This is a genomic window from Streptomyces sp. NPDC047108, assembly GCF_040643575.1.
Lineage (GTDB): Bacteria > Actinomycetota > Actinomycetes > Streptomycetales > Streptomycetaceae > Streptomyces.
Genome location: NZ_JBEYUP010000016.1, coordinates 65,167 through 87,101, shown reverse-complemented (window position 1 = coordinate 87,101; position 21,935 = coordinate 65,167). Strand labels below are relative to the sequence as shown.

The following is a 21,935-nucleotide window of genomic DNA, read 5'->3' as shown; positions in this document are numbered from 1 at the left end:
AGGCGCGCTGGGGCACCTGGCGCGCGGCACCGCGGCCGGAGGGGGGGCCGGGCCGATCAGGTAGGGCCCGTCCGCTGGTCCTCTGCGCCCGCCGAGCCGTCGGGGGGGGGACCGAGGGAGCCCGCTGGGGCACGTCGTGACAGTCTTCCCCTGCGGACGAAAGCAGGTGGCGCCGGTGACGCGCGAAGCGGTACCGGACCGGCACCACCGCCCCCGCGTCCGCGTCGGCTGAACGGCAGCCGCGCCCTCGCACCCATCCGTACACGCACCACGGGACCTGACGATGAACGACCGGACCACCCCTCGAACGGCTCCCCTGACCGCCGGATTCCGGAACGGCGGCGTCTCGTACTGGTACCGGGAGACCGGCTTCCCCGAGCGCCGGGCCGCCCTCCCCGGGGACCGCGACTACGACGTCGCGATCGTCGGCGGCGGCTACACCGGACTGTGGACCGCCTACTACCTCAAGAAGGAGCAGCCGGACCTGCGGATCGCCGTCCTGGAGCGGGAGTTCGCGGGCTTCGGCGCCTCGGGCCGCAACGGCGGCTGGCTCTACCACGGCTTCGCCGGGGCGCGTGACCGTTACGCCGCCCAGCACGGCCGGCAGTCCGTGGTGGACATGCAGCACGCCATGTTCCGTGGCATCGACGAGGTCATCGCCGTCGCCGAGCGCGAAGGCATCGACGCGGACCTCCACAAGGGCGGCATGCTGCGCGTGGCCACCGGCCCCGCCCAGCGCGGCCGGCTCCTGGCCGACCTGGAGGACCGGCGCGACTGGGGGTTCGGGGAGGCGGACCTGCGGCTGCTCGACCGTACGGAACGCGAGGAGCGGATCCGCGTGGCGGGCGCGCTGGAGGCCCTGTGGACGCCACACGCCGCGGCCGTCCAGCCCGCGAAGCTCGCCGCGGGCCTGGCGCGCGTCGTCTCCGGCCTGGGCGTCGACGTCTTCGAGGACACGACGGTGACCGAGCTGCGGCCGCGCGCGGGCGAACGGCGGCCCGCCGCGGTGACCGTACGGGGCACCGTCACCGCCGACTGCGTGATCCGGGCGACCGAGGGCTTCACCGCGAGCCTCGCGGGCCAGCGCCGCCAGTGGCTGCCCATGAACAGCTCGATGATCGTCACCGAGCCGCTGCCCGCCGAGGTGTGGGAGCGCATCGGGTGGCGGGGCCGGGAGGTGCTGGGCGACGGGGCCCACGCGTACATCTACGCCCAGCGGACCACGGACGGCCGGATCGCCATCGGAGGCCGCGGCGTCCCGTACCGCTACGGCTCGGGCACCGATGTCGGGGGCGCCACCCAGCCGCGGACCGTGGACGCGCTCCGGCACACGCTCGACGCCCTCTTCCCGGACGCGGCGGGCGCCGGGATCGACCACGCGTGGTGCGGTGTGCTCGGCGTGCCGCGGGACTGGTGCTCCACGGTCCACGTGGACCACGCGACGGGACTGGGCTGGGCCGGCGGCTACGTGGGCAGCGGTCTGACGACGGCCAACCTGGCGGGCCGTACGCTCCGGGACCTCGTCCTGCGGCGGGACACCGACCTGACCGCCCTGCCCTGGGTGGGCCGCCAGGTGCGCAGCTGGGAGCCGGAACCTCTGCGCTGGGCGGGAGTTCAGCTCATCTACACGCTCTTCCGCGCCGCCGACCGCCGGGAGGCGGCGGGCACGGCACGCACCTCGGCGTTCGCGCGGCTGGCGGAGGCGATCTCGGGGCGGTGAGGCGGCGCTTCGGGTGCCGTACAGAGCCGCGGGCGCGGGCGCTGCGCGCTCGTCTGCCGGAGTGGGGCGAACCCCCGTTCCGCCCCCACTCCGGCAGCACAAGGAGCCCTGATCATCGCTTGACGGATGGGGTGTGTCAACTACTGTTAACAGCTGCACGGTTCGCGTGGCGGGCTTCCGTCCGGGACGGTGGGCCGGCAGCGGCAGGAGCATCAACACTTGTTGCACGAGGTGGCGTGGATCGCGTCCGCTGGGCATACTGGCGCCGACTGCGATCCACAAGCGCATAACGGCCGGGGGTTTCTGCCACATGGGCGACAGCAGCGCGGGCGCAGGCGATTTTGCATCCGAGCGGTTCGCTGAGCGCTTGGAGCATCTCTTCGCGCAGATGTATCCCGCGTCGCAGGGCCGCCCGTACACCAACGGCGAGGTCGCGCGCGCGACCGGCCTGAGCACGACCGCGATCGGGTATCTGCGCACGGGGCGCAACCGGCCGTCACTGGAGACCGCAGCGCGGCTGGCGGGGTTCTTCGGCGTCCCTCTCGACTTCTTCCGCAACGACGAGATCGCCGCTCAAGTCCAGGCGGAACTCGCCGACTTGGCCGCGATCCGGGACCACCGCGCGCGGCGTATCCTGCGCCGGTCGGCCGGACTGCCCGCGGCGATGCAAGCCGCCGTCGAGCAGATCATCGAGGAGTACCGCAAGGCCGCGGGGATGCCGGCGGATCCGGACGACGGCGAGCAAAGGACAGCATGAGCGGAACTGCCACGGGGGGTGCCATACCCGTCCAGGAGATGCCTCCGGAACGGCGCATGGCATGGCAGATACCTCCAGGGGACGGTGACGAGGGCGTGTGGTTCACGAGCGGCAGCCACACCAAGGCGGTGCGCAAGCGGTGCGAACGGCGCCTCGCCGAGCTGGAGCTGCCTCCGACGAGCGACATCCATGTCCTCGTCGCGCACATCGCCGAGCGCCTGGGGCAGCCCGTCAAGCTGGTGCCGCGGGATCTCGACCCGCGCGAGGTGTCCGGGCAGTGCGTGCTGCGGAACGGCACCTACTGGATCATCTACCAGCGCAACACCAGCCATTGGCACCAGATGCACATCATCTGCCACGAGCTGGGTCATCTGGTGGGCGGTCACGAGTGCATCGACATCGGGGACGAGGCCGAGAGCCGGCCCGAACCCACGACGCGGATCCTCGGTCAGAGCGCGGTGGCCCGGATGCTGGGGCGTTCGCACTACGACAGTCCGCCCGAGCGCGAGGCCGAGGTCCACGGCACGCTCCTGCGCCAGCATCTGGCGGCCCACGCCGCGGCTTCGGCCGGGGCGGCGACCTGGGTCGCGCCGGCGCTGGAGCACACCTGGGGCGGGCGTGTTTGACGCCGTCTACTACGGCGCCGCTCTCGTCATCGGCGCCGCTCTCGCGTTCAAGCTGCGCGGCTGGCGTGCCGCGCCGTCAGCGCAGCTGGCGTTCTCCTGCGCCTGCCATGCGTTCGTCGCGCTGGCGTTCCTCTGCGCGACGCCGTCGGCGTACCGTTTCATCGGCTCGGTGACCGGGGTTCCCGATCTGGCCACGCTCCTCGTCTACGGCTTCATCACCTGCTTCGGCGCCTCGGCTCAGGGCCTGGCGTTGCTGTGGACGACGATGTCCTCCGACCCGGCCGAGACCTGGTCCATCGCCGGGCCGCGCGCCATCCGCCGTATCGCCGTCTACGCCCTGCTGCTGTCCGCGATGATCGGCCTCTTCTGCTACGCCGCAGCGAGCGGGCACCTGCCCGGCGGTCCCCGTCCGCTGGACTTCGACACCGTCTACGGGGACCGACCGCCCGTCGCCGTCTTCCTCTTCGTCTACCAGGGCGGCTTCGCCTACGCGCTGCTCGGGATCGCCCAGGCCTGCTGGCGTCACGCGGACGAACTGGCCCGCCGCGACCCCGACCGCGTGGCCGTACGCACCGGGGTGCGGCTGATCGCGAGCGGCTGCCAGGTCGCGCTGGGCTATGTGCTGTGCAAGGTGGTCGCCATCGGCGCGGCGGTCCGCGGCCGGGGCGGTCTCGATGTGCTGTCCACGGTCGCCGGACCGATGTTCGCCACGATCGGCGCGCTGCTGATGTGCACGGGCTTCATCCTCCCGGCGGTGCGCGCCTGGCAGGAGCGCCGCGGCGCGTTCGTCGCGCTGCGGCCGCTGTGGCTGGTGGCCGCCGAGGCGGACGACCACATCCTGCTCGACCCCGTGCCGTCCAGGCTGGGGTACGTGTTCGCGGCCCGCGACCTGAAGTGGCGGCTCGGCCGCTGCATGGCCGAGATCCGCGACGCCCAGCTCGCGATGCGCATCTGGGAGGACCCGCGCGTGGCCGGGACCGCGGCGGACCTGGCCCGGGAGCAGGGACGGACGGAGGAGGAGGCCGAGGCGGCGGGCGCCGCGGCGGCACTGCTCGGCGCCATCAGGGCGCGGCAGGCGGAACTGCGGCGGATCACCCGGGACGTCGTGGCGGGCGGCGTGCCGGTGGAGGCGGTGGGGGACGCCGTGGCCGACGCGCTCGCGCACGGGCTGACGGATCGTCATGACGCCCTGCCCGCCCAGCGCGAGCCGGGAGACGGGCCGCAACTCCCGGCCGCACGTGGGACGTCCGCGGACTCCGGTCGTACGCAGGGAAGTACGGAGGGCCCCGGCGACGCTGCGTCCGGTCCCGAGCAGCCTGTATCCGCGTACGAGCCGGAGCAGGCGCCTGCAACCGCGGACCAGCCTCCGCAGGAGACCGCGGATCAGCCCGCCGACCAGCGCGCCGAGCGCGACCGGCTGGTCCGGATCTCCCGAGCGCTGACCAGCCGGGCGGTCACCGAGGCACTGCGGCGCACCGAGCGCGCGGAGGCCCCGTGAACGACCCCGCGCCCGACGGCGGCCCCCACCGCGAGGGCGGAAGCGGACCGACTCCCGAGGAGGAGCGGCGCGCCCACGCCGCGTACCGGCGCATGGCGCTCGTCGACTTCCCCGACGACCTGCGGCTCGGGCTGAACCTCGGCTTCTACCGGACCTTCGCCGTCCCGAGCATCGCCCGCGTCCTTCACGGCACCGGGCGGATGACCGGCCGCCCCAAGGCGCGGGCCAAGGCGACGGGCGAGGTGATGTACGCCCTGATCGAACACGGGCCGGACCACCCCACCGGGCTCGAGACCGTCGCCCTGCTGAACCGGATCCACGCCCGACTGCCCGTCGGGGACGAGGAGTTCGTCTACGTCCTGGCCGCCTTCTGCGTCGCTCCCCTGCGCTGGATCGACGCCCACGGCCCGCGTCCGACGACCACAGCGGAGAAGGACGCGGCGTACGGCTTCTACGCGTGCCTGGCGCGGCGCATGGCCATCAAGCCGGTGCCGGGTTCGTACGCGGAACTGGCTTCCTGGATGGACGGCTTCGAGGACCGCACGTTCGCCGTCACGCCGGAGGGGCGAGCGCTGCTGGAGGCCACCCGGGGGCTGCTGGCCGACCGTTTCCCCGCTCCGCTGGCCGGAGTTGTGCGGGCGGCGTCCGACACCCTGCTCGACGAACGGTTGCGGAGGGCGTTCGGCGTCGCCGCTCCGCCGCGCGCCCTTCGCGTGCTCGTGGCGGCGGGCCTGCGGTTGCGGGCGCGTCGCATGCGGCGACGGCACGGACACCTGCGCCGCCGCGTCTGACGCGCCCATGCGGCCTTCCTGACATGGCACTTGCGCCGTACTGGCGCGGTACTTGCGCCCGCCTGACGCGGCGGGGTATGCCACTGCCGCCACCCGCGCGCGGAATCAGAGGGTCCGGACAGCCCGTACGGGGCCTGACGGACCGCTTGATCCGCTTCCACCTGCGGCGGTTCCACGTCAGGTCGGATCGAACCTCAATCTAGGGATTTCCGTGTTCAGTTGCCCTGGCCTGCGCCTTTGACGCCCCAAACCGAAACAGGATCGTATAAGTTCGAAGACACTGCGTCACAGGTGATCGATTCCGGCTATCCTTCGTGAGGCCCAGCGTGTCGGCGCATCCTCCCAGGTCAGCCCTGCCCTGACACCGACTGAGGGTTGCCCGAGGCAACCCCTGACGACCCTGTCGCGCCTCCGTGGGCCCTCTGTTTGTGTCACCTTTCGATCGATTTGAGGACCTGATGATTCGTGCCGAATCGTCACCCGGAGGACAACGATCCGGCCCCGTAGTCGCGTGGTTACTACCCGCCATCGCGATGGCGGGTGTGGCGGCCGTCGCAACGGCGGTGGTTTCGGCCGACGCACGGGGAGCCGTGGCGATCTGCGGCGCTGTCGCGACCGTCGCCGTCGCCGCTCTCGCGGCCGAAGTCGCCCGCCGCGGACAGGCATTGGCCTCCCTGCGCGCCCAAGCCGCCGACCACACCGCGGCTCTTCAGCAGCGTCTCCTGCAACAAGAAGCGGTCACGGTGCAGTTGGCCAGGGAGCGGCTGCCCGAAGCGGTGGCCCGCCTCCAGGAGGGCGAGTTCGCCGAGGACGTACTGGCGTCCATGGTCGGGGAGGGTACGGGGCTCAGCCCCGAGTTCCACGCCGCCCAGCAGGCGTTGATGCGCTCGGTCGTCGAGGCCGTCCAGGCCGAGGAGACCCTGCGTGACTCCGCACAGCGCGGTGTCGTCAACGTCGCCCGCCGCGTCCAGGCCATCGTCTACCGGCAGGCCACCGACCTGCGCGCCATGGAGGACCGGCACGGCCAGAAGCCGGAGTTCTTCGCCGATCTGCTGCGCCTCGACCACGGCACGGCACTGATCGGGCGCCTGGCGGACAGCATCGCCGTCCTCGGCGGCGCCCGGCCCGGCCGCCAGTGGAGCAAGGCCGTTCCGGTCTACAGCGTGCTGCGTGGCGCGATGTCCCGCATTCTCGACTACCAGCGCGTCGAGCTGCACTCGGTCGCGAACGTGGCCGTCATCGGCCCCGCGGTCGAGCCCCTCATCCACGCCCTGGCCGAGCTGCTGGACAACGCCACCCGCTACTCGCCGCCGAAGGCGCGGGTCCACCTCACCGCGAGTGAGGTCCACGCCGGTATCGCCATCGAGATCGAGGACGGCGGCGTCGGCCTGAGCGAGGAGGCCCGCGCCCGCGCCGAGCAGATGCTCAAGGAGGCGCAGGCCGGCATCGACCTGAACGACCTCGGTGAGGCACCGCGCCTCGGACTGGCCGTGGTCGGCCGCCTGGCGCAGGCGTACGACTTCCAGGTCTCGCTGCCCCCGTCCGCGTACGGCGGTGTGCGTGCCGTCCTGGTCGTCCCCCAGAAGCTGATCACCACGGCCCCCGCCGACGGACGTGCGCACGGCATCGGTGCCAGCTCCGGCCAGCGTGCCGTCGGCGGAAGCGCCGCCCCGCGGACGGACGACGACGCCCTGAACGTCCCGCTGACCCGCAGGCCCCAGCTTCCGGCCACCGGGCCCACGTTGAGGGAGGAGGACGACGAGACGCCGGCCGTGGTCGAGCGGACCGCCAACGGGCTGCCGCAGCGCCGCCGCCGTCGCCCGGGCCCTGCCGCGCGCCCCGCTCCGGTACCGGCCCCGCCTCCGGCGGCCGAGTACCCGGCCGCCCACGCCCAGGGCGGCGCTCACCCGGCGGCTCCCGCCCCGGCTCCCGCTCCCGCCCCCGCGGCGCAGGACGCGCCCCGGCCGGCGGCCGACGAGCCGGCACCCGGCATGTGGATGGTCGACCTGCAGAGCGGCCTGTCCGGCGGACCGCGGACGGCCGCCGGCCGCGACACCAATGACAAGTCGTTAGATGAGGGTGAATAAGCAATGGATCGCCGGGCCGACATGGACTGGATGCTCAAGGACTTGGCGGAGAGCGTTCCGCAGGTCCGCTATGTCGTGCTGCTGTCATCGGACGGCTTGTGCATGGCGCAGTACCTCACGGAACGCGATACGGCCGACCGCATCGCCGCGATCGGCTCGGGCCTGCAGAGTCTCTCCGTCGCGGTGGCCCAGGAGTTCCCGCACAGCGACGGCCGGATGCGGATGGTCGTGATCGAGGTGAACGGCGGCTTCATGTACCTGCTGGCGGCCGGATCGGGAGCGCACCTGGCCGTCCTGGCCGACGAGGGCGTGGACGCCGGCCTGGTCGGGCAGCACATGCGCGACCTGGTCGCGCGGATCGGTGCGCACCTGACCAGCCCCCCGCGCGACAGCGGTCCGGCCACGTGAGCGAAGAGACACAGGACTGGGAGAGGGACAGCCCGGAGCGGCTCTATGTGATCACCGGAGGACGCAGCGACGCGTCGGAGGGTGCCGGGTCCGAACTGGACCTGGTGACCCTGATCGTGGCGCGTACGGAGCCGAAGGTCGGCATGCAGCCCGAGCACACCTCGATACTGCGGGTCACCAACTCCCCGTTGTCGGTGGCCGAGATATCGGCGTATCTCGGGCTGCCCGTGAGCGTGGTCACCGTGCTGGTCGCGGATCTGCTGTCCGAAGAACAGGTCGAAGCACGAGAGCCCCACTCGGCGCTTCCCGACGTGAAACTGATTGAGGCGGTGATCCATGGATTACGGAAGCTCTGACGCGACGGTGGGCCCGCGGAGCGAAGACGCCCTGCCGTCGTCGGCCAGCACCGCGGTCAAGGTGGTCATCGTCGGCGGTTTCGGCGTCGGCAAGACGACGCTGGTCCGCTCCGTGAGCGAGATCCGGCCTCTGACGACCGAAGAGACGATGACCCAGGCCGGCGAGAGCGTGGACGACACCTCCGGGGTGGAGCAGAAGGTCCACACCACCGTCGCCATGGACTTCGGCCGGATCAGTCTGAACGAGGAGCTGGTGCTCTATCTGTTCGGGACGCCGGGCCAGCAGCGCTTCTGGTTCCTCTGGAACGGCCTGTTCGAGGGGGCCCTGGGTGCCGTCGTCCTCGTCGACACTCGCCGCCTCGAGGTCAGCTTCGATGTGATCGGCCGTCTGGAGGAGGCCGGGGTCCCGTTCGTGGTCGCGGTCAACGCGTTCCCCGCCTCGCCCGACCACCCCGTCCAGGACCTGCGCGACGCGCTCGACCTTCCCGATTCGGTCCCGATCCTCGTATGCGATGTGCGTCAACGGAACTCCAGCCGTGAGGTCCTGATGGCGCTGATGCAGTATCTGCGTTCTCTCGTCCTGTCCTCGGAGGCGACGACGTGACCCTTCCGTTCCCCGACCCGTCGGCGCCCGCCGACGGCACCGCCCCTGTCCCACCCCCGGGCTGCCCCGCCCACGGGATGAGCGCCGGCGGACTGCGGCGGCTCTACGGCCCCGAGGCCGACGCCGACCCCATGAAGCTGTACGAGACACTGCGTGCCGAACACGGCGCGCTCGCCCCGGTGTTGCTGCCGGGCGACCTGCCGGCCTGGCTCGTGCTCGGCCACCGGGAGAACCTGGAGGTGGCGCGCACCCCGTCGCTCTTCTCCCGGGACTCCCGTCACTGGCACGACATGCAGCAGGGCAAGGTGCCGCCGGAGCACCCGATGGCTCCGCTGACGATGTGGCAGCCGCTGTGCGTGTTCGCCGACGGCCAGGAGCACGAGCGGCTGCGCCGGGCGGTCACGGAGAGCCTGTCGCGCTTCGAGGCCCGCGGGATCCGCCGGTACGTGACGCGCTTCGCGCAGCAGCTCATCGACGAGTTCGCCTCGACCGGACGAGCCGATCTGGTCGAGCAGTTCGCGGACCAGTTGCCGATGCGCGTGATCACCCAGCTCTTCGGGATGCCCGAGGGCTACGGTCCCCATCTCGTCGACGCCGCCAAGGACATGATCCGCGGTACCGAGACGGCGGCGGCCAGCAACGACTACATCACCGAGACGCTGGAGCGTCTGGTGCAGCGCAAGCGGCTCTCTCCCGGGCACGACGTGGCGTCCAAGCTGCTGGAGCACCCCGCCGGGCTGACCGACGACGAGGTGCGCGAGCATTTGCGCGTCCTGCTGGTCTCGGCGAACGAGCCGACAGTCAACCTGATCGCCAACACGCTGCGGCTGGTCCTCACCGACCAGCGTTTCCGCGCGACGCTCACCGGCGGTCACATGACGCTGCCGGACGCGCTGGAGCAGGTGCTCTGGGACGAGCCGCCGATGACGACGAACATCGGCCGCTGGGCCACCGGGGACGCCGAACTCGCCGGAAAGACCATCAGGGCCGGGGACATGCTGGTGCTCGGCCTGGCCGCGGGCAACACCGACCCGGAGATCCGCCCGGACACCTCGGCCCCGATGCACGGCAACCGCTCGCACCTGGCGTTCAGCGGTGGCCCGCACGAGTGCCCGGGCCAGGACCTCGGCCGGGCGATCGTGGACACCGGGATCGACGCGCTGCTGACCCTGCTGCCGGATCTGCAACTCGCCGTCGGCGAGGACGAACTGCGGTGGGACACGGCCCTGATGTCCCGTCGGCTGGTGGCGCTGCCGGTGACGTTCACCCCGCGCCGCCCGGACTCCTCGCGGAGGACCGGCAGCCATCCGCTGCCCTCGGCGGAGCTGCCCCCGATGCAGCCGCCTCAGCATGAGCCCGTCCCGGCGGGTGCGGTGCCCGCATCGGCTCAGGGGCGTACGCCGTGGTGGTCCTCGCTGAAGCAGAAGCTCCAGGGGCGCCGGTAGGCGCACCGGGCGAGGGAGGACGGACACGGCAGGCCCCGGGAGGGTTTCTCCCGGGGCCTGTCGTCGCGCCCACCTATGACCGAAACTGCCCGCTTACGCCCGTGACGTGCTCCAACTCGGCGCTATACGTAACCTGTTGTGGCAAAAAACGACCTCTTAGTGAGATGCTGGAGCGCGCCAGCGGGTTGCGCGCTTTCGCCGTACCTGGTGTCACGGTATGCCCGCCGGGCGCTCGCAGATGCGGCGAGCGACGGCATCGGCCCCTTCGGCCTCGGGCCCACGGCGGGGACGCCGGCTGGTTGAGCAATGGAGGAGGCCACATCCCGTGCCTCCTCACGACGGTTGTGTGGAAGCGGCCCGTCCGCTGGATACATTGAGGTGATCGGCAGTGGAACACGGGTTGACGGTGCCGCCTGTCTACTCCCCCATACCGCCCGCGATCCATCCGCGTCACAAAGTGATCGACGACCGGACGGCCGCGTGGGCGGTGCGGTTCGGCATCGGCTCGGAGGAGCTCCGCAGAAAGCTCGTCCGCCACGACATCGGGACCTTCGCGGCCCGCATCCTGCCCGAGGGCCAGGAGGAAGTGATCTCCCTCCTGGCCGACTTCGTCCTCTGGCTCTTCGGGGTCGACGACGGGCACTGCGAGGAGGGCGACCTCGGCAACGACCCCAGCCGTCTCGTCGCCGAACTCTCGCGGCTGGTGCGCGTCGCGCAGAACCCCGAGGTGCCGATGCTCGAGGGCGACCCGCTCGCGGCGGGCCTGAGGGACCTCAGCCGCCGCATGTCGCGCCACGGCACCCCGGCGCAGGTGGCCCGCTGGGTCGACGCGCTGCGCGAGTACTTCATGTCGGTCGTGTGGGAGGCCTCCCACCGCAGCAGCGGCACGGTCCCCGACCTCAACGACTACACCCTGATGCGCCTCTACGACGGCGCGACCTCGGTCGTCATGCCCCTGCTGGAGATGGGCCACGGCTACGAACTCCAGCCGCACGAGCGCGACGACCGCACCGTGCGCGCGGTGGCGGAGGCGGCCTACTTCATCATCACCTGGGACAACGACATCTTCTCCTACCACAAGGAGAGCAGGGCCGATCAGTACTACCTCAACGTGCTCCGCGTCCTCGAACACCACGAGGACATGAGCCCCGAGGAGGCACTGATGACGGCGGTGGCCCAACGCGACCGTGTCATGTGCCTGTACCTGCGCCTGTGCGCGCAGCTCGAAGCCACCGGCAGCCCGCAGCTGCGCCGCTACCTGCACAGCATCGGCTCGTTCATCCGCGGCGCGCAGGACTGGGGCATCAGTTCGCGCCGCTACACCACGCCCGAGGATCCGGCCGGCCTGCCGTCCACGTTCAGCGACACCCCCACCGACGACAGCACCGAGGCGCTGGACATCCCCGCCGTGGCCTGGTGGTGGAGCCTGCTTCCCCGGGAGATCATCGAGGAAACGCTTCCCCATCGCCGGAAGAACAGCAGGAAGAGCCCGTCCGTGCCGCGACGCAGGAGCAGTGTGCGCACGGCGTAGACGATCGCCCCGTCGCACCGGCCCGCAGGACGCGATCCCCAGGGATCACCGCCGTGGTTCGCGGACGAACACAGCCCGTACGACGACACGGCCCGCCCGCAGGACACGGCGCGGGCGTCGCTCGGTCCCCCTCCCCCCACCGCCACCGGCGCACCGGTCCGCCTTCCGGCCGGTCCCGACGACGAAAGGACTGCGAGAGTGAGTGCTGCACTACGGGAGGTCCCGCGCGCCCCGGGGCGTCTGCCGCTGGTCGGCCACGCCGTCCCGCTGCTGCGCAATCCCCTGACGTTCCTTCAGGAACTGCGGAAGACCGGCGACTTCGTGCGGGTCGATGTCGGCACGCTGCCCATCTACTTCGTCACCAGCGCCGAACTGACCCACGAGCTGCTGGTCTCCAAGGCGCGCCACTTCGACAAGGGCCGCTTCTTCGTCAGGGCCCGCATCCTGGTCGGGGACGCGCTGCCCACCGCGCCGTCGCACATCCACCGCCCGCACCGCCGGCTGATGCAGCCGATGTTCCACCACGCCCGCATCGCGGAGTACGCGAAGGTGATGGCCAGGCGGGCGAAGGCGATGTCGGACGCATGGACGGACGGTCAGACCGTCGCCGTGGACCAGGAGTTGGCCGAGTTCTCGGTGGCCACGCTCGGCGAGACCATGTTCTCCACGGAGATCAGCCGCCCGGCCGCCGAAGCGGTCCGTACCGATGTGCCGATCCTCCTGAAGAACGCGCTCGTGCGGACCGTCACGCCGCGGCTCTTCGACCACGTGCCGATCCCCGCCAACCGGCAGTTCGACGCGGCGTCGTCCCGGCTGCGGCGGGTCATCGACGACGTGATCGCCGCATCGCACGCCCAGGGCGACACCGAGTGCAACGATCTGCTGCACCTGCTCCTCGCGGCGCGCGACGCGGACACGGGTGAGGCCCTGACCGACAAGGAGGTGCGGGACGAACTCGTCGCGATCATGTTCGCGGGGACGGAGACCACGGCCTCGACCCTCGCCTGGACCTTCCACGAACTCGCCTCCCGCCCCGACATCGAGGAGCGGCTCCTCGAGGAGATCGCGACGGTGGTCGGGGACCGGCCCGTCACCTTCGAGGACGTGCCCCGGCTCCAGTACGCCGACCGCGTGCTGAAGGAGATCTCCCGGATGCACTCGGTGCCGCTGCTCATGCGGCAGGCGACCGCGCCGGTCGAACTGGGCGGCGTCCACCTCCCGGTGGGCACGGAGGTCGCGTTCAGCCTCTACGCCCTGCACCGCGACCCGCGCCTCTACACCGAGCCCGGGCGCTTCGACCCCGACCGCTGGCTGCCGGAGCGGCGCGAGAAGCTGCCCCGCGAGGGCTTCGTCCCGTTCGGGTCGGGCAACCGCAAGTGCATCGGCGACGGCTTCGCATGGGCCGAGATCGTGATCACCCTGGCCACGGTGCTTCCCCGTTGGCGCTTCGAGCCGCTGCCGGACCACGAGGTCCGTGAGGTCGCCTCCGCGGTGGCCCACCCGGACAAGCTGCCGATGCGGGTCGTCGCCCGACAGGGCTGACACGAGGCCGCGGCGCCGGGGGCGCACCGGGTCACGCCACCGGTGCGCCGACCTGGCGCGCACCCGACCAGCCCTGCTGGGGCGGGAGTTCCCTCCCCGCCCGGGGGCCGGCGGCGGCCGATCCCTTGCGTCACTCGTCCTGTTCGCCGATCCGGCCCTCGTAGGCCTCCACCAACTCCTCGCGCGAGTCGTGGAGATAGGCGACGAGCAGCTCCTCCGCCCCTGCCGCGTCTCCGGCGCGCAGCGCGGCGAGGATCTGGCCGTTCCGCGCGAGATACGGCGTGTGGAGGCGGCCCGGGTCGTCCACCACATGGAAGACCAGGCGCAGTTCGGCCAGCACACTGCGCATCAGCTCGTCGGTGCGCGGGCTCCCGCCCAGGGCGACGAGTTCACCGTGGAAGTGGATGTTGGCCGTCGAGACGCCCTTCCACTCCCCCGCGGCCGCGGACCGCTCGCCGGCGGCGACCGCCGCCTCCAGTCCGGCGAGCGGGAAGGGCGGCTCCCCCAGGCCGCGCAGCACACCGCATTCGACCAGCCGCCGTACGCGGTAGATGTCGGCGACGTCCTCGACGGCCAGCATCCGGACGAACACACCGCGGTTGAGCCGGTGGACGAGCAGCCGCTCGTGGGTGAGCAGCCGGAACGCCTCGCGCAGGGTGTTGCGCGAGACGCCGAGAGCTCCGCCGATGCTGTCCTCCGACAGCCGTGTGCCGGGCGGGAAGTAGCCGTCCGCGATACGGGTGCGCAGAATGTCCGCGACCCGCTCCGCCGTACTCGTACGTCCCAGCAGGGCGCGGTCGTCCGCGAGTGCGCTCAGCTCGGTCCCAGTCGTCATCACGTCGTGCGGCTCCCGGTCTCGCTCCACATCTGATCCACCACGCCCGGTGAGCAAGTCAATCGCAGAACCTGGAAACAAGACAACACACCCCTTGAAGGATCGTTCAACGATCCTCTAGCTTTGGCCCACGCAGCCGGAAGAGTCCCCCTTCGGCGCGTCCGCCCTTCTCAGAGCACCACATATCTCACCCGCGAGGTGCAAATGAGCAGCAAGTCCCCATCACCGGCCGATTCGTCCCCTCCGTCGGAGTCCCCCATGACCGACGGCACGACCGGCGAGAGTGTCTCCGCAGGAGCCGCAGGAGCCGCGTCCGGCCAACTCCGTGACGACAGCGGCGCGTTCGTGTGGTTCCGTGCGCTCGGGCCGCGCGGACGCCGCGCGTTCGGCGGCGCATTCGGTGGCTATGCCCTGGATTCATACGATTTCTTCACCTTGCCGCTGAGCATGGTGGCGATCGCCGCCTACTTCGGGCTCGACAACGGCCAGACCGGTCTGCTGACCACCGTCACCCTGGTCGTCTCCGCGATCGGCGGCGCCGCCGCGGGCGTCCTGGCCGACCGCATCGGCCGGGTCAAGGCGCTGATGATCACGGTCATCACCTATGCGGTGTTCACCGTTCTGTGTGGATTTGCCCCGAACTACGAGATGCTGCTCGTCTTCCGCGGACTCCAGGGTCTCGGCTTCGGCGGTGAGTGGGCGGTCGGCGCGATCCTGGTGGCCGAGTACGCCTCCGCCAAGCACCGCGGCCGCACCCTGGGCGTCATCCAGAGTTCCTGGGCGGTCGGCTGGGCGCTCGCCGTCATCGTCTACACCCTGGTCTTCCAGACCTTCGACGAGGGCACGGCCTGGCGCGTCATGTTCTTCACCGGCGCCCTGCCCGCGCTGCTGGTCGTCTACGTCCGGCGCAACGTCAAGGACGCCCCGGCGGCCACCGAGCAGCGCAAGAGCGCCAACAAGGGCTCGCTCGACTCGTTCGCCACCATCTTCAAACCGGAACTGCTGCGCACCACGCTCTTCGCCGTACTGCTCTCCACCGGCGTCCAGGGCGGCTACTACACCCTCGCCACCTGGGTGCCGACCTATCTGAAGGCCGAGCGCGAACTCACGGTCGTCGGCACCGGCGGCTATCTGGCGTTCCTCATCTCCGGCGCCTTCATCGGCTACCTCACCGGCGGCTACCTCACCGACAAGCTCGGCCGGAAGCGGAACATCACCCTCTTCGCGTTCCTCTCCGCCGCCTGCATCGTCCTCTACACCAACATCCCCGAGGGCGCGAACACCCTCGTCCTCATCCTGGGATTCCCGCTCGGCTTCTGCATGTCGGCCATCTTCAGCGGCTTCGGCTCCTTCCTCAGCGAGCTGTACCCGACGGCCGTACGCGGCAGCGGACAGGGCTTCACGTACAACACCGGCCGCGCGGTGGGCGCCTTCTTCCCCACGCTGGTCGGATTCCTCTCCGAGAGCTGGGGCGTCGGCGGCGCCCTGATCTTCGGCGCCATCGCCTACGGCATCGCCGTCGTGGCCCTGTTCGGCCTGCCCGAGACGCGCGGTCGCGAGCTGCTGTGAGTGAGAGCGGTTCGAGCGCCGGGGCGGCCCTCAGCCCCGGCGCGGCGCGGGCGCACTTCAGGACGGGTGCGAGCGGTACGACGGCCGGCTGGGCCCCCGGGCACACCCAGGCCAACCTGATCGCCGTCCCCGCCGACTGGGCCTACGACGTGCTGCTCTTCTGCCAGCGCAACCCGAAGCCCTGCCCGGTCCTCGACGTCACCGACGCCGGGTCCTGGGCCACCCCGCTCGCGCCGGGCGCGGACCTGCGTACGGACGTCCCCCGCTACCGGGTGTGGAAGCACGGCGAACTGGTCGACGAGCCGACCGACGCGACCGTCCACTGGCGCCCCGATCTGGTGACGTTCCTCATCGGCTGCAGCTTCACCTTCGAGTCGGCGCTGTCCGGCGCGGGGGTGCCGATGCGCTACGTCGAGCAGGGACGGAACGTCGCCATGTATGTGACGAACCGTCAATGCCGCCCGGCCGGGCGGCTGCACGGCCCTCTGGTGGTGTCGATGCGGCCGGTACCCGAGGCACTGGTGGACACGGCGGTCCGCGAGACCGCCCTCATGCCGGCGGTGCACGGCAGCCCGGTGCACCACGGCGACCCCGCCGCCCTCGGCATCGCGGCCCTGGACCTCCCGGACTTCGGCGATCCGGTGGAGGCCGAGCCGGGGGACGTCCCGGTGTTCTGGGCGTGCGGCGTGACCCCGCAGGCGGCGGTGATGGCCTCGCGCCCTCCGTTCGCCCTCACGCACGCGCCGGGGCAGATGTTCATCACGGACGCCCGGGACGAGGACTACCGGGTGGCCTGAGGACGCCCCCGCCTCACGTCGTACGAAGTCTGTCCCGCCTCACTGCCCCGCCTCACGCCGTACGAGCCACCTCGCCTCGCACCGTACGAGCCCACGCGGTACGCGCCCCCTCCCTCAACGCGCCTCGTCCGCCGCCCCGTTGACGGCGGCGGACGGGCCGGGCGGTTCCGTCCGCAGGTCCGGCCAGTCCTCCACGAGATCGGCGGGAGGCGCGAGCGGCCGGACGTCCCGCACCCAGGCACGGCGGACCAGAGGAAGAACGGCCTGGATCCGGAACTCCTCCTCGCGCTCGTCGTCGGGTCCGGTCGAGAAGTCCGTCGGGGGCAGAGGTTCCCCGGACAGGACGGCGGCGAGGACGTCGTTCCACCAGCCGTACGAGCTGGTCACCACCAGCGCGTCGGGCACCTCGAGGTCGAGCACGACGACGCCCCGCTCCCACTCCACCTGGCTGAGCAGGGACCGGGCCGTCTGCAGCACCCGTCCGTCGCGCGAGTCGGGCCCGGCCCAGGCCCATACGGGCGGGCAGCCACCGTCGTCGATACCGCGCCGGCGCATCTCCGCCACCATCAGGTCGTATCCCGGCCGAAGGGACGGGGCGACGCGGCTCCAGTCCCCCGTCAGCAGTCCCGACTCATGAAGGACCGGGACCGCCCCGTGGTGCTGCACCGTCCACAACCGCATGGGGTCACGATCGCACCCGGCGTCCCGGCCGGCACCCGGTTTTCCCGCTGCCGGACGGGACGCCGCGCCTCACTCCTCGCCGGGCACGCAGAGGACGGGGATCGGGGAGAGGTGCAGCAGCTTGTGCGGAGTCGAGCCGAGCAGCGCGCCGCGCATCGGGCTCTCGCCCCACGTCCCGACGACGATGACGCGCGCGTCATGGCGCGCGGCCGCGTCCATCAGGGCCTGCGGCGGCTTCTGGTCGATGACCTCGACGGTCGTCGAGACCCCGGCCGCGTCCGCCGACATGACGGCGTGGTCCAGCCCGATGCGGCCCGCCTGGCGGATCGCCTCGTGGTGCGTCCGGTACTCCTCGCCCGTACCGCCCGGTGCCGCGGCGCCGAAGACGAGGACCAGCGGGTCGCCGAACGCGGCCGCCACCTCGATCGCGACGCGCAGGGCACGGGCCGAGCCCGGCGACTCGTCGTAGCCGAGGACAACCGACATCTCAGGACTCCTTGCCGTTGACGAGCGCGGGGTCGACCACGCTGCGGCGCTCCGACCAGAACGCGGGGGACCTCAGCCGCCACACCACCATGATCAGCACGCCGACGAGGGCGATGCCGATCCCGATGACGAGCGGGGGGCCGAGCCCGAACCACGAGACGCCGCTGTAGGAGTTCTCGGGGTCGGCCATGTCCTGCACCGACTCCACGAGCAGCCACGCCAGCAGCCCGGCGCCGATCACCGGCCCCAGGCCGATGAAGAGGAAGTGGTGGACGCTCCTGGTCAGCTGGTGCCGGTAGAAGACGGCGCAGGCGAGGCCGGTGAGGGCGTAGTAGAACGCGATGAGCAGGGACAGCGCGGTGAGCGAGTCGAAGAGCGCGTTGCTGCTGATCTGGTAGACGACGATGTACCAGGCGATGGCGATGCCGGCGACCCACCAGGTGGACACGTCGGGCGTCCGGAAGCGCGGATGGATGTGGCCGAAGTGCGCGGGCAGGGCGCGGCGGCGGGCCATGGACAGGGCCGTTCGCGACGCCGGGATGATCGTCGTCTGGGTGGAGGCGATCGCCGACGTCGCGACCGCGAGCAGCACCACCCAGTCCCAGTCGCCCATCACCTCACCGGCGAGCAGGGCGAAGATGAACTCCTCCTCACCGGCGTTCTCGGCGAGGTAGTCCGGGCCCGCGTAGGCGACGACCGCGAACGCGACCGACACGTACGTCACCAGCAGGATGACCGTGGACCAGACGGCGGCCTTGCCGGGAGCGGTGGCGGGGTCCTCGGTCTCCTCGGTGAGGTTCACCGCGGACTCCCAGCCCCAGTAGATGAACACGCCCAGCAGCAGACCCGAGGTGAGCGCGGCGCCGCCTTCGGCGAAGGGACTCAGCCAGTCGATGTCCGGGGTGATGGAGTCGAAGTCGCTCGTGCCCGCGTAGACGCGGTAGAGCGCCACCACGACGAAGGCGAGCAGAAAGGCGACCTGGGCGAGGATGAGGGCGTTCTGCACGCGGGCCGACAGTTCGGTGCCGATGACGCACAGACCGGTCATCACGACGACGAGCAGCACGGTGAGCAGTTGGCGCACCAGGTCGTTCTCGACCCAGCTGTCGAGCCCGAAGGCCAGGAGCGTGAAGCTCACGGCGACGTCCGCGAGGGATCCGACCACCAGGACGCCGGTCATCGCGATGGCCCAGCCGCCGAGCCAGCCCGCCCACGGGCCCATGGCCCGGGTCACCCACGAGAAGGTCGTTCCGCAGTCCTGGTCGGCCTTGTTGAGGTAGTAGAACGCCGAAGCGATGAGCAGCATCGGCACGAACGACGCGAGCATCACGCCGGGTGCGTAGATGCCGACGAGCGCCACGACCGGCCCGATGACGGCCGCCACCGAGTACGCCGGGGAGGTGGCGTTGAGTCCGATGACGAGCGCGTCGACGAAGCCGATCGCGTTGGCTTTCAGTTCGCCGGGTGGCTTGGCGCCCGTCGCGGTGTCGTCGGTCATGTTCCCCTCGCTCCGGATGTGGTGAATCCATAGAACAGCGCAATACGTCCGTTATTTACCATTGGAGCATTCTCGGGGACGCGTGTCCGGCAAGGAAACGGCGTTCCGCTTTCATCGGAACACCTGCGCGGAAGGAATACGCGGAGGCGGAAACGGGCGGCGGCACCGGCCAACGCGCTGACGGCTCGGGCGCGTCGGCACTCCCCCGCGCCCCACGGCCGCGGCGGGTCCGGACCGTGGCGGCGGCCGCCGCCACGGCTCCCCACCTCGCGATGCGCCCGCGGCGATCCAATATCGCAATCCCACCGATCCTGGAAAGACTTTCGAGTTGTTGATCGACAGCCGGGCGACATGCATGGACGCCTGCCAGGGTTGTCACTACATTCGGCCTGGCCTCCGCTTGCCTCGGCCACCGGACAGTCGGGCGGATGTGTCAACACGCAGGGTTTTGGAGGGAATTCACTGGTGTCGCACCACGGGCAGAACCACCACGTCGCAGGCGCGGACGGAACCCCGGAAGCCACCGGGGCGCCCGGCCTGACGGGCTTCCGCGATCACGCGGTCCTGAGCGACATGGAGTTGGTGCGGCTGGTCCGCCGGGATTCCGGCGCCGCGGGCGAAGCGGCCGACGAACTGTGGTCCCGCCACCAGGACGCCCTGCGCGCGTACGCGTCCCTCTGCGTCTCCGCGCCCCGCAAGGCCGACGTCCTGGCGGAGGAGTCGTGCCGCCGCGCCGCGACCTCCATCGGTGACGCCCATGTGCCCCAGGAAGCGTGGCGCCCGCACCTGCTGACGCGCGTGCTGCGCACGGCGGTCGACTGGTCGGGCTCCGACCGCGTGAGCGATCTCAGCCCCGACCTCCGTGACTGGCTGGGGAGCGGCGCCGCCGAGGTGCCCGGCACGGCGCTCGGCGGCGCCGACGCCCGGCAGGGTCCCGTGTTGTCACTGGCCTTCCGCCAACTCCCCGTACGCACCCAGACCGTGCTCTGGCACGACCTCGTCGAGCGCGAGGACGCGGGCCGGATCGGACGGCTGCTGGGCGTCCCGGCGAGCACGGTCCGCACCTGGTGCCTCAACGCCCGCGAACGCTTCCGCAGCCGCTACATCCAGGTGTACGAGGAGCGGGTCGACGGACCGTGCCGGGGCTTCAACCGCCTCGTCGTCGCGGCCACCCGCCTCAGGGACGCGCAGGTGGCGTACGGCCTCGACAGCCACATCGCGGAATGCCCCCGCTGCAACCGGGCCTTCGACGACCTGCTGCGGATGCAGGACCACTGCGACACCCTGCTGGCCGAGGGCCTGCTGCCCTGGGGCGGCGCCCGCTATCTCGCCGGGCGGGTGTCGGCCGCCGGCCTGCGGACGCCCGTACCGGCGCCTCCCGCTCCTGAACCGGCGCCCGTGGGGCCACCGGCGTCGGACCGGATGGCCGTCGTGCTGCGGCACGTCCGCGACACGGCGCGCCGGGCGGCGGTGTCCTGGGCGCGAGCGGTGCGTGACGCGGCCCGAGCCGCCGTACGGCGGCTCGCTCCCCTGCGGGAGTCCGCGGTGCGGAGGTCGGCCCTGATACGGGCGTCCGCCGCAGCCCGTACGGCGCCGCTCGTCCGCAAGCCGCTGCCCGCGGGGGCGGCCTGGCCGGCCCGTAGGACGTCGCCGGCGCGGAGGGCCGCGCCCGCGCGGTCCGCCATGTCCTCGGGACGGCACTCGCGGGCCGTACCGGAGCCGACGCCCTGGGCGAAGCCGCGTCATCTGGCCGTCGCGGCGGCCCTGGCGGCGGTGACCATCGCCGTACCGGCCACGATCATCGCCCTGACCGACACCTCCGAGCGGTCCGGCGGCCAGACCGTTCCGCGCCTGCCCCGGCCGACCTACGATCCGGCCCTCCCCGCACCCACGCTGGCCACGCCCACGCAGACCGAGGCGAAGAAGCCCAAGCCGAAGCCGACTCCCACGAAGAAGCCGTCGCCGACGCACTCCTCCCCCGGCCGTACGCCCGCGGCCCCCGCGGTGCCCGGCGCCTCCGTCCACTGGGACTTCGACGAGATCGGCGGCGGGACGACCGCCGACGACTCCGGCAACGGCAACTCCGGCATCCTGGTGGGCGCCCCGCGCAGGAGCAGCGCCCGCGGCGGTTCCCTGACCTTCAACGGGCGCGACCAGTACGTCGAGGGCCGCACGAAGGCGGTGTCCACCGACCGGAGCTTCACCGTGGCCGCATGGGTCAAGCTGGACTCCAAGGGCGAGTTCTTCACGGCGGTCGGGCAGGACGGCGAGGACGTCAGCCGCTTCTTCCTGCAGTACGACGCCAGCATCGACCGGTGGCGGCTGGCCCTGGAGGACATCGACTCCTCCGACGCCGACGAGGACGAGGCCGTCTCCGAGACCAGCCCCTCCGTCGGCAGCTGGGTGCATCTCACGGGGATCTACGACGCCCCCGACAACGAACTGCGCCTCTACGTCAACGGCAGGCTGGAGGACACCTCCCGGCACACCAAGAACTGGTCGGCCAACGGGGCCTTCACGGTGGGGCGCGGCAAGTGGGAGGGGCGTCCCTCGGACACCTTCCACGGCTCGATCGACGACGTACGGGCCTTCCCGCGCGCGATCGCGGCGGCGGAGGCGGCGAAGCTGGCGTCCTGACGGGACCGGGGCCGGTGTGCGGGCGGTACGGCCCGGCGTTCCGCCTGCCCGGAGCCCGGGAACCCCG

19 protein-coding genes are annotated in these 21,935 nt (G+C 71.6%); 15 read left to right on the top strand and 4 right to left on the bottom strand.

The window, feature by feature from the left end:
* Positions 1–283: 283 nt before the first annotated feature.
* From ABZ822_RS25435 to ABZ822_RS25380, 12 genes are all read left to right on the top strand, one after another.
* Entirely contained in the window at positions 284–1,720 is a 1,437-nt protein-coding gene (locus tag ABZ822_RS25435) for an FAD-dependent oxidoreductase (RefSeq protein WP_360858637.1), read from the top strand.
* A 367-nt stretch (positions 1,721–2,087) separates the two neighbouring features.
* Positions 2,088–2,477 (top strand): helix-turn-helix transcriptional regulator, encoded by a 390-nt coding sequence (locus ABZ822_RS25430; protein ID WP_360858634.1) that lies wholly within the window; start codon positions 2,088–2,090, stop codon positions 2,475–2,477.
* A 56-nt stretch (positions 2,478–2,533) separates the two neighbouring features.
* Positions 2,534–3,103, top strand: a complete 570-nt coding sequence (locus tag ABZ822_RS25425) for a hypothetical protein (RefSeq protein ID WP_360858631.1) — start codon at positions 2,534–2,536, stop codon at positions 3,101–3,103.
* The gene (locus ABZ822_RS25420; protein WP_360858628.1) at positions 3,096–4,601 is read left to right on the top strand and encodes an MAB_1171c family putative transporter; all 1,506 of its coding nucleotides are present in this window, start codon (positions 3,096–3,098) and stop codon (positions 4,599–4,601) included. Before ABZ822_RS25425 ends, ABZ822_RS25420 begins: the two co-directional genes overlap by 8 nt.
* Positions 4,598–5,392: an oxygenase MpaB family protein gene (locus ABZ822_RS25415; protein WP_360858625.1), complete on the top strand. Its 795-nt coding sequence runs from the start codon at positions 4,598–4,600 to the stop codon at positions 5,390–5,392. The genes ABZ822_RS25420 and ABZ822_RS25415 overlap by 4 nt, the downstream gene beginning before the upstream one ends.
* A 458-nt stretch (positions 5,393–5,850) precedes the next feature.
* A complete protein-coding gene (locus tag ABZ822_RS25410; protein ID WP_360858622.1) occupies positions 5,851–7,479 on the top strand; it encodes an ATP-binding protein in 1,629 nt (542 codons plus the stop codon).
* 3 nt (positions 7,480–7,482) lie between these two features.
* The gene (locus ABZ822_RS25405) at positions 7,483–7,887 is read left to right on the top strand and encodes a roadblock/LC7 domain-containing protein (protein WP_360858619.1); all 405 of its coding nucleotides are present in this window, start codon (positions 7,483–7,485) and stop codon (positions 7,885–7,887) included.
* Entirely contained in the window at positions 7,884–8,243 is a 360-nt protein-coding gene (locus tag ABZ822_RS25400; RefSeq protein WP_360858616.1) for a DUF742 domain-containing protein, read from the top strand. The genes ABZ822_RS25405 and ABZ822_RS25400 overlap by 4 nt, the downstream gene beginning before the upstream one ends.
* Positions 8,224–8,847: an ATP/GTP-binding protein gene (locus ABZ822_RS25395; protein WP_360858613.1), complete on the top strand. Its 624-nt coding sequence runs from the start codon at positions 8,224–8,226 to the stop codon at positions 8,845–8,847. The genes ABZ822_RS25400 and ABZ822_RS25395 overlap by 20 nt, the downstream gene beginning before the upstream one ends.
* Positions 8,848–8,924: 77 nt before the next feature.
* Positions 8,925–10,292 carry a cytochrome P450 gene (locus tag ABZ822_RS25390; RefSeq protein ID WP_360858777.1) on the top strand — a complete coding sequence of 456 codons (1,368 nt, stop codon included), beginning with the start codon at positions 8,925–8,927 and terminating at the stop codon, positions 10,290–10,292.
* 388 nt (positions 10,293–10,680) lie between these two features.
* The gene (locus ABZ822_RS25385; protein ID WP_360858610.1) at positions 10,681–11,823 is read left to right on the top strand and encodes a selina-4(15),7(11)-diene synthase; all 1,143 of its coding nucleotides are present in this window, start codon (positions 10,681–10,683) and stop codon (positions 11,821–11,823) included.
* A 198-nt stretch (positions 11,824–12,021) separates the two neighbouring features.
* Entirely contained in the window at positions 12,022–13,365 is a 1,344-nt protein-coding gene (locus ABZ822_RS25380; protein ID WP_360858607.1) for a cytochrome P450, read from the top strand.
* A 130-nt stretch (positions 13,366–13,495) separates the two neighbouring features.
* Here the strand turns inward: ABZ822_RS25380 and ABZ822_RS25375 are convergent, their stop codons facing one another.
* On the bottom strand, positions 13,496–14,200 hold the full coding sequence (locus ABZ822_RS25375; protein WP_360858604.1) for a GntR family transcriptional regulator: 705 nt from the start codon (positions 14,198–14,200) through the stop codon (positions 13,496–13,498).
* A 258-nt stretch (positions 14,201–14,458) separates the two neighbouring features.
* On the opposite strand from ABZ822_RS25375, the gene ABZ822_RS25370 reads away from it, so the two are divergent.
* Both ABZ822_RS25370 and ABZ822_RS25365 read left to right on the top strand, forming a co-directional pair.
* Positions 14,459–15,769, top strand: a complete 1,311-nt coding sequence (locus ABZ822_RS25370; RefSeq protein ID WP_360858601.1) for an MFS transporter — start codon at positions 14,459–14,461, stop codon at positions 15,767–15,769.
* Positions 15,766–16,566, top strand: coding sequence for a putative hydro-lyase (locus tag ABZ822_RS25365; protein ID WP_360858598.1), 801 nt, complete (start codon positions 15,766–15,768; stop codon positions 16,564–16,566). The genes ABZ822_RS25370 and ABZ822_RS25365 overlap by 4 nt, the downstream gene beginning before the upstream one ends.
* A gap of 114 nt (positions 16,567–16,680) precedes the next feature.
* Here ABZ822_RS25365 and ABZ822_RS25360 read toward each other — a convergent pair whose 3' ends face one another.
* From ABZ822_RS25360 to ABZ822_RS25350, 3 genes are all read right to left on the bottom strand, one after another.
* Positions 16,681–17,247, bottom strand: coding sequence for a DUF3841 domain-containing protein (locus tag ABZ822_RS25360; protein WP_360858595.1), 567 nt, complete (start codon positions 17,245–17,247; stop codon positions 16,681–16,683).
* Between the two features lie 69 nt (positions 17,248–17,316).
* The gene (locus ABZ822_RS25355) at positions 17,317–17,733 is read right to left on the bottom strand and encodes a universal stress protein (RefSeq protein ID WP_360858592.1); all 417 of its coding nucleotides are present in this window, start codon (positions 17,731–17,733) and stop codon (positions 17,317–17,319) included.
* A gap of 1 nt (position 17,734) precedes the next feature.
* Positions 17,735–19,231, bottom strand: coding sequence for an APC family permease (locus ABZ822_RS25350; RefSeq protein ID WP_360858589.1), 1,497 nt, complete (start codon positions 19,229–19,231; stop codon positions 17,735–17,737).
* A 465-nt stretch (positions 19,232–19,696) separates the two neighbouring features.
* Between ABZ822_RS25350 and ABZ822_RS25345 the strand changes: the two genes are divergently transcribed.
* Complete coding sequence (locus ABZ822_RS25345) at positions 19,697–21,868, top strand: LamG-like jellyroll fold domain-containing protein (RefSeq protein ID WP_360858586.1); 2,172 nt, start codon at positions 19,697–19,699, stop codon at positions 21,866–21,868.
* Positions 21,869–21,935: the final 67 nt, after the last annotated feature.